The 8,392-nt window shown below is 36.5% G+C and carries 7 protein-coding genes and 1 tRNA gene; 2 read left to right on the top strand and 6 right to left on the bottom strand.

The annotated features are described in order from the left end of the window. Positions 1-64: 64 nt before the first annotated feature. The 6 genes from eno to rpoN all read right to left on the bottom strand — a co-directional run bounded on the left by eno (position 65) and on the right by rpoN (position 7,230). Positions 65-1,390, bottom strand: a complete 1,326-nt coding sequence (gene eno / locus ON15_RS06900; RefSeq protein WP_010580758.1) for a phosphopyruvate hydratase — start codon at positions 1,388-1,390, stop codon at positions 65-67. 100 nt (positions 1,391-1,490) lie between these two features. Next, entirely contained in the window at positions 1,491-2,246 is a 756-nt protein-coding gene (gene tpiA, locus ON15_RS06895; RefSeq protein ID WP_010580757.1) for a triose-phosphate isomerase, read from the bottom strand. 43 nt (positions 2,247-2,289) lie between these two features. Continuing rightward, positions 2,290-3,480 carry a phosphoglycerate kinase gene (locus ON15_RS06890; protein ID WP_010580756.1) on the bottom strand — a complete coding sequence of 397 codons (1,191 nt, stop codon included), beginning with the start codon at positions 3,478-3,480 and terminating at the stop codon, positions 2,290-2,292. 106 nt (positions 3,481-3,586) lie between these two features. Next, on the bottom strand, positions 3,587-4,600 hold the full coding sequence (gap, locus tag ON15_RS06885) for a type I glyceraldehyde-3-phosphate dehydrogenase (RefSeq protein WP_010580755.1): 1,014 nt from the start codon (positions 4,598-4,600) through the stop codon (positions 3,587-3,589). Between the two features lie 59 nt (positions 4,601-4,659). Next, the gene (locus tag ON15_RS06880) at positions 4,660-5,688 is read right to left on the bottom strand and encodes a sugar-binding transcriptional regulator (RefSeq protein WP_010580754.1); all 1,029 of its coding nucleotides are present in this window, start codon (positions 5,686-5,688) and stop codon (positions 4,660-4,662) included. A 237-nt stretch (positions 5,689-5,925) separates the two neighbouring features. Then, positions 5,926-7,230, bottom strand: coding sequence for an RNA polymerase factor sigma-54 (rpoN, locus tag ON15_RS06875; RefSeq protein WP_010580753.1), 1,305 nt, complete (start codon positions 7,228-7,230; stop codon positions 5,926-5,928). 83 nt (positions 7,231-7,313) lie between these two features. Between rpoN and ON15_RS06870 the strand changes: the two genes are divergently transcribed. Next, positions 7,314-7,385 (top strand) — tRNA-Arg (locus tag ON15_RS06870). A 384-nt stretch (positions 7,386-7,769) separates the two neighbouring features. Next, entirely contained in the window at positions 7,770-8,363 is a 594-nt protein-coding gene (gene clpP / locus ON15_RS06865; protein WP_010580752.1) for an ATP-dependent Clp endopeptidase proteolytic subunit ClpP, read from the top strand. Positions 8,364-8,392: the final 29 nt, after the last annotated feature.

Below are 8,392 nucleotides of genomic sequence, written 5' to 3'. Positions count from 1 at the left end.
AAAAAAACTATAAGTCATTCTCACAAATGACTTATAGCAATTCTAATCAAAATTTTGATCTTAATTATTTATTTTCGATTGCATCGCGTGCAGCAGCACTTAAATTATAGAATGAATGTACACCCTTGTACTGAGCAACGTTCTTACCTAATTGATCTTCAATTCTCATCAACTGATTGTACTTAGCAATCCGGTCAGTTCTACTCATTGAACCAGTCTTGATTTGACCAGCATTAGTAGCAACAACCAAATCAGCAATTGTTGTATCTTCAGTTTCACCTGAACGATGAGAAACAATTGCTGTATAACCAGCTTCTTTAGCCATTTCAATTGCTTCAACTGTTTCGGTTAAGGTACCAATTTGGTTAAGTTTAATCAAAATTGAGTTAGCAGCTCCCATTTCAATACCTTTCTTGAGATACTGCGTATTGGTTACAAAGAAATCGTCACCAACTAATTGAACCTTTTTACCCAATTCACTCGTAACTGTTACCCAATCATCCCAGTTATTTTCATCAATTGGATCTTCAACTGAAATAATCGGATATTTATCAACTAAACCTTCAATATATTTTACAAACTCCGGAGTTGTAAACTCTTCACCTGTTGACCAGCGAAGCTTGTATTTCTTAGTATCATTATCCCATAATTCAGAAGCAGCAACATCAACCGCAATAGCAACGTCCTTACCTGGTTTGTAACCAGCTGCTTCAATTGCTTTAATCAAATATTGCAATGGTTCTTCATTATTAGCGAAATCAGGTGCAAAACCACCTTCATCACCAACAGAAGTTGCTTTACCATCAGCTGCCAACAGATTCTTTAAGTTGTGGAAAGTTTCTGAGCCCATTCGGATTGCTTCTTTAACGGTTTTGGCACCAACAGGCATGATCATAAATTCTTGGAAATCAACTTTGTTATTTGAATGAGCGCCACCATTAATAACGTTCATCATTGGTGTTGGCAGAACATGAGCATTGAAACCACCTAAGTAACTGTACAGTGGAACTTGAAGCTCATCAGCAGCAGCCCGAGCAGCAGCAATTGAAACAGCTAAAATTGCATTAGCACCAAGTTTGCCTTTGTTAGGAGTACCATCTAATGCAATCATTGCTTTATCAATTGCAACTTGATCAGTAACTTCATAACCAACAATTTCTTTTGCAATTACATTATTAACATTATCAACTGCTTTGGTTACGCCTTTACCCATATAGCGGGATTTATCGCCATCACGGAGTTCAACAGCTTCGTGTTCACCAGTAGAAGCACCTGAAGGAACGATACCACGACCAAAACCGCCTGCTTCAGTATAAACTTCAGCTTCAACGGTAGGATTGCCACGTGAATCTAAAACTTCGCGAGCATAAATTTCAGTAATACTAGACATAATACACTCTCCTTTTGAGTTTGCTTAACTTGAGGACTGCCTCAAGCTTATTTTAAGTGTTTTTGGCAAAAGTTTCAATTGTTAATTAATTAGCAATCTTTTAATCCTTGAAATGAACTAATTGCAAAAATGATTCCGGCACTAATGAAGCTCCTCCCACTAGGCCACCATCAATATCTTCTTTAGCCATTAATTCCTTAACATTAGCAGGCTTTACCGATCCACCGTATTGAATCCTGACTTTATCCGCAACAGTTTGGTCATAAAGACTTGCAACTGTCTTGCGAATTACTGCACAAATTTCTTCAGCTTGATCAGCACTTGCAGTTTTACCAGTTCCAATTGCCCAAATTGGTTCGTACGCAATAACTAACTGACCAACTTGATTAGCACTTAAACCTTTAAGAGCCGCTTTAACCTGTCGAGAAACCCATTCTTCAGCTTCCCCAGCTTCACGCGTTTCTAATGATTCACCACAACAAATGATCGGCAATAAACCATTTTGGAAAATTGCGTGTGCTTTTTTATTAATATCTTCATCTGTTTCGTGAAAATAATCACGACGCTCTGAATGACCAATAATCACGTAGTCAACGCCCATATCTTTCAAAACTTTTGGTGAAGTTTCTCCGGTAAAGGCTCCTTTATCTTCAAAGTAACAATTTTCAGCCGCAACTTTTAATTCAGAACCCTTAGCATTTTCTAGCAGTGCAGGTAAGTCAACTGCTGGAGCAGCAATAACAGATTCAACTGAATCAGCACTTGGCAAATTATCTTTAACTGCTTTAACAAATTCTGCTGTTTCGCTAGGATTCATGTTCATTTTCCAGTTACCAGCAATAATTGGTGTACGCACAAAAATCATCCTTTCATTCATTTTCATTTTAAATCTCTAATATCTATTTATCTGAAACAGCAGCAATCCCAGGTAATGTCTTACCCTCAAGATATTCTAGAGAAGCACCACCACCAGTTGAAATATGGGTTAATTTATCTGCAACACCTAACTGTTGAACAGCAGCTGTTGAATCGCCACCACCGACAATTGTTGTAGCATCACTTAAGGTTCCTAAGAATTTACCAACTTCAAGTGTACCTTTAGCATAGTTGCTCATCTCAAAAACACCCATTGGCCCGTTCCAAACAACTGTTTTTGCGTCTTTCAAAACATCTTCAAATAAAGCAACTGATTTTGGCCCAATGTCAAGTGCCATATAGCCATCAGGAATTTCACCTTCAACAACTTTATTAGGCACGTCATTTGAAAACTTTTCTGCAACAACAGAATCAACTGGAAGAACCAGCTTGTCACCAGCCTTTTCCATAATAGACTTAGCAAGTTCTACTTTATCTTTTTCAACTAATGAATTTCCAATCTTCATTCCTTTAGCTGCATAGAATGTATAAGTCATGCCGCCACCAATTAAGATTTTGTCAGCTTTGCCTAATAAATGATCAATAACACCAATTTTGTCAGAAACCTTAGCACCACCAAGAATTGCAACAAATGGATGTACTGGATTGTCAACTGCATTACCTAAGAATTTTATTTCTTTTTCCAACAAGAAACCTGCAGCTGCTTGTTCCATATTGCTGGCAATTCCAACATTCGAAGCATGCTTCCGATGCGCAGTACCAAAAGCATCGTTAACATAAACATCGCCTAATGATGCCCAATATTTACCTAATTCAGGATCATTGCCAGATTCCTTCTTACCATCCAAATCTTCAAAACGGGTATTTTCAACTAACAGAATATCACCATCATTCATTTTACCGATAGCTTCTTCAAGTTGTGGCCCGCGAGTTGCTGGAACAAAGGTAACTGGTTTTTTGATCAAGTCAGCCAAGCGCTCAGCAACTGGACGTAATGTTAATTTTTTCTTATCATCTTCTGTTTTTACCCGACCAAGATGTGAAAACAAGATTGCTTTGCCACCATGTTCAGTAACATATTTGATTGTTGGCAAGGCAGCAACTATCCGGTTATCATTGCCAATTACACCATCCTTAATCGGAACGTTAAAATCAACCCGAATTAAAACTTTTTTCCCTTTTACATCTAAATCTGATACAGTTAGTTTAGCCATAAAATATTCAGCCTCCATATTTATTAAAAGAAAAAGCGAAGAGAGTTTTGCCTCCCCCCGCCTCGATGACTTGCAATCAGTTTATCAACTTAGCGTTTGCTAAATCTTAAAGCATGCTAGCAAATTTCTCTAATGTACGGATCATTTGTGCTGTAAAGCCAGATTCATTATCATACCATGCAACTGTCTTAACAACTTGTCCATCACCTTTGCCAACAACTTGTGTTTGAGTTGGGTCAAAGACTGAGCCAAATGTTGTCCCAATGACATCTGATGATACAATTTCATCATCGTTATAACCAAATGATGGGTTATTTTCAGTAACTTTCTTAACAGCAGCATTAACTTCATCAACTGTAACTTCTTTGTTAAGAGTTGTTACTAATTCTGTTAATGAACCAGTAATAACTGGTACACGCTGTGCATGACCATCAAGCTTGCCGTTTAATGCAGGAACTACCAAACCAATTGCTTTTGCCGCTCCAGTTGAATGCGGAATTGTATTTTCAGCAGCAGCACGTGCATTACGAACGTTACCTTTGCGATCTGGACCATCTTGAAGTTTCTGGGTAGCTGTGTAAGCATGAATTGTTGTCATTGTACCAGCTTTGATACCAAATGCATCATTAACTGCTTTTGCCAAAGGTGCCAAGCAGTTAGTTGTACATGAAGCAGCTGAAACAATTGTATCTTCTGGTGTCAATGTATCATCGTTAACACCATAAACAATAGTCTTCATCTTGCCAGCCGGTGCAGAAATCAAAACTTTCTTAGCTCCAGCATCAATATGAGCTTGAGCTTTTTCTGTTGAAGTATAGAAACCAGTTGATTCAAGAACCAACTGAACACCGTCATTCTTAACCCAAGGAATATTATGAGCATCTGGTTCAGCGTATACAGGAATCTTCTTTCCGTTAACAACCAATGAATCTTCTGTTGCTGAAATTTCAGCATCAAATTGACCATGAGCTGTATCATACTTCAAAAGATGTGCCAACATTGCTGGTGAAGTTAAATCGTTAATAGCAACAACTTCAAGTCCTTCTGAAGTTTCAGCGATACGACGAAATGCAAGACGACCAATACGGCCAAAACCATTAATACCTACTTTAGTAGTCATACTAAAATTTCCTCCTTTAGGAAATAAAAATTTATTTTAAAAAGCGTGCTGGTTAAACACTACTCTTTTAAAATCGAATTTGCGGCACCTTCATCCGTAACTAACCACGTCTGACTTGGTGCATGTTTCATGTATGCGACAATTGCTTTGGCTTTTGAAGTTCCTCCTGCAACTGCTAACACACACTTCATTTTAGCGAGATCCTCTAACTGAACACCAATTCGTGGGATCTTATACACTATTTTACCACTTTCATCAAAAAAATACCCAAATGCTTCCCCAACAGCGTGATTTCTCTTCAGCATCGCAATAATCTCATTATTCATATCTCTTCTTTCAGCCATTTTCATAGCCTGTCCAATACTGTGAATAACTGCATCACTGTTTCTAATTAATTGAATCACCTGTTGAATGCTTGGTTCACTAAGGAGTGGAGTATAAGCATGCATACTTAATTGTTCTGGCACATACAAAACTCGATGCTTTCCTCTCGTTCGACGGGCCATAGCAGCACTAACACTGTTAGCCTGAATTGCAACGGTTTCTCCAACTCCTCCTCGCGCAGGAACAAAAATCAAGTCACGATTATCAGATAATTTAGGAGTCAAACAATGAGCAATCTTTGCCATTGTCGTTCCCCCCATAACAGCAACAATATTATGACCCAATGGCAACAAAATCTCAAGGGCTTTTTCAACTAATTTTCCCATTGAATCAATTACTTTTGCTTGATGATCTGTATTACCTGGAACAATCATGCAGTGTGAAATTCCTAAAAACTTAGCCAAGTCAACTTCCTGTTGCTGAATGCCAACTAGATTATCCACTATTTTTCTCAATCCAAAAGTAAGTTCTTTGCCCTTTTCAGTAACCATCATTCCTGATCGAGAAACACTAATCAACTTTTGTTTCTTTAAAAAATCTGTTTCCGTGCGCAAAACTCTTTCCGTCAAACCCATTTCTTGGGCCAAAGTACGCCTGCCAACTGGTTGTTCCCAATATATATGTCGAATAATCATGAAACGTTGGACCAAAGTTTCAATCATGTCAGGAGCAATTTGCTCAATCCATTCTAACTCTTGGTTCATTTCATAACCCTTCCTAATGGGACAAATTTAAGCCAACAGTGTCATTAAACGACCCAGTTAGTTAAAAACAAGCTATCTTCTGTTTTATTGCACCTCAACTACACCTTGAATTATAGCAACAATTTACCATTAATGCAAGCCAACCAGTAAATTACACACCAATCAGCTCGACTAATTTTAAAGGCTTTTAACGTCAAAAATTTATTAGCGGTCTTATCCCTTCACTAAAAAATTCTTTTATTCTTTTTGCTTTCTTTTTGTCGACGAAGGTATATGTAATTCTTCACGATACTTTGCAACTGTCCGACGTGAAAGAAAAATCTTACTATCCGCCAACACTTTTACCAATTTACTATCTGATAACGGATGTTGGGGATCTTCAGCCTTGATTAAAGCTTTAATTTGAACTTGAATGCTTTCTGCCGACAAATCCGCATTAGCTTTGCTGCTAATCGGCCTTTTGAAAAAACTCTTCAATTCAAAAACGCCAAAATCGCATTTTAAATATTTTCCATTAACAGCCCGGCTAATCGTAGACTCATGTAATTGCAGTTTTTGGGCAACATCTCTTAACAAAAGGGGCTTTAAGGTATGATTTTCCCCCAAAAAGAAATCTTTTTGAAAGTTAGCAATTTCTTTTCCAACTTTCAAAATAGTCGTACCTCGCTGTTCTAAGTTGTTTATTAATGTTTTATATTCTGACCTTTTTTGCTGCAAAAAATCCTTAACTTCCTGATCAGGTAAATTTACAAATTTTTCGAAATAACTTTGTTTAAAAATAATTTCGGGATTAGTTTTTTTAGTTAAGGTTACTTCAACCTTTTTTTTAAGATTATTTACTTTAAAAATTAGGTCAGGATAAATATAGCCAATTTCTTCAGTTCCAAAAACTGACCCTGGAGCAGGCGAAAGAGTTTTTATATACGAAATTATTTGAGCTATTTCTTGATTCTTGATTTTTAATTGATTCATAATTTGCGACCAGTCATGTTCGACAAATTCATCAAAATGCTGATCAATTACCTGATAGGCCAATTTTGGTGCTGATTGATCAGCTTGAATCTGCAATAAAATACACTCTTGCAAGTTTCTTGCTCCGACGCCTGGTGGATCCAATTGCTGTAAAAGTGTCAATGCATCTAATAAAGTTGTTTGATCAACTTTTGTTTTATTGCAAATCAAATCTAAGTCTGCTTTTAAGTATCCGTTTTGATCAAGTTGATCAATTAAAAAAATCACCCAACCACGAATGTATGTCCGACGCATTGTTAATTTAACTTGCGATAATAAATAGTCCTTTAATGTTTGCCGATGATGATCAGCTAAATTATCTAATACGAATTGTTGATCATCTGTCGAAGTCTTGAATAAACCGTTTTCTTTAATTTGAATGAATGGATTATCTAATTGCTTTTGATTTAAAAAACTGTGTAAATCCTCAATACCATAACGTAAGACCTTAAGTGATTGTTGCATTTGCTGATTCATCGCTAAACGCTGAACCTGTTTTTGAGTTTGATTTAGACTCGCTTCAAAAGGCATAATTTTCTCCTTTAATTTTTATCCCTCGTTTACCAATCAAAGGTTGCAATTTTCTACTTCTTCGAGTAAAATGAAATAGTATTGCACCGCTAGTGTAATGGATCGCACGCAAGATTCCGGTTCTTGTAATGTGGGTTCGACTCCCACGTGGTGCATGGGTAAGATAAGCATAACTTCTTACAAATCCCTAGAGCCTTGATTTTTCAAGGTCTTTTTTTGTTTGCGTATTTTTCAATTTTCAGCTAATTACTTCCTAATTCAATAAATCATAGTTTAAATTAAATTTAATCTCTTAATGAACACGTTTTTAGTATAACATAGATATTACATTGATTCTTGTTTACCAATTTGCTAACTAATCTGAGTTCCTCGGACTAAAGAATAAATTTTACTATCCACAATAACCTATGTATCAAAGTTAACAAAAATTAGTCAGCAATTTTTTTGACCTTTTTTGACCATTAGAGTAGACTAGTGTTAATGATGCCAGAATGATATGATAAGGGTATCAGTTAAATTGATCAGGGAGGTTATTCAACATGAATTTAGTTCCTACTGTTATTGAACAGTCATCAAGAGGTGAACGGGCTTACGATATTTATTCACGTTTACTTAAAGATCGAATCATCATGTTATCTGGAGAAGTTAATGATGATATGGCCAATTCGATTATCGCTCAACTGCTTTTTTTAGATGCACAAGATTCTGAAAAAGATATCTACATCTACATTAATTCACCAGGCGGAAGTGTTTCAGCCGGATTAGCAATTTATGATACGATGAATTTTGTTAGTGCGGATGTCCAAACAATTGTAATGGGAATGGCTGCATCAATGGCTAGCGTTTTAGCAACGGCTGGCACGAAAGGCAAACGTTTTGCTTTACCAAATTCAGAAATTATGATTCATCAACCTTTAGGTGGAGCTCAGGGGCAAGCAACTGATATTAACATTGCTGCCGAACACATTTTAAAAACTAGAAAATTAATTAATAAAATTTTGGCAGATGGTTCAGGTCAAAGTATCGAAGTTATTAATCATGATACTGAACGTGATAACTTTATGACTGCTCAACAAGCCCTTGATTATGGATTGATTGATGGAATCATGAAAAACAAGAAAAGTTTAAAATAATTTGGTCAAAAAAACTGCTTTTATTAAGG

The sequence above is a fragment of the Liquorilactobacillus vini DSM 20605 genome, assembly GCF_000255495.1.
In the GTDB taxonomy this organism is placed as follows: domain Bacteria; phylum Bacillota; class Bacilli; order Lactobacillales; family Lactobacillaceae; genus Liquorilactobacillus; species Liquorilactobacillus vini.
Note: the sequence above shows the minus strand (reverse complement) of the source record. Positions and strands in the feature narration are given on the sequence as shown.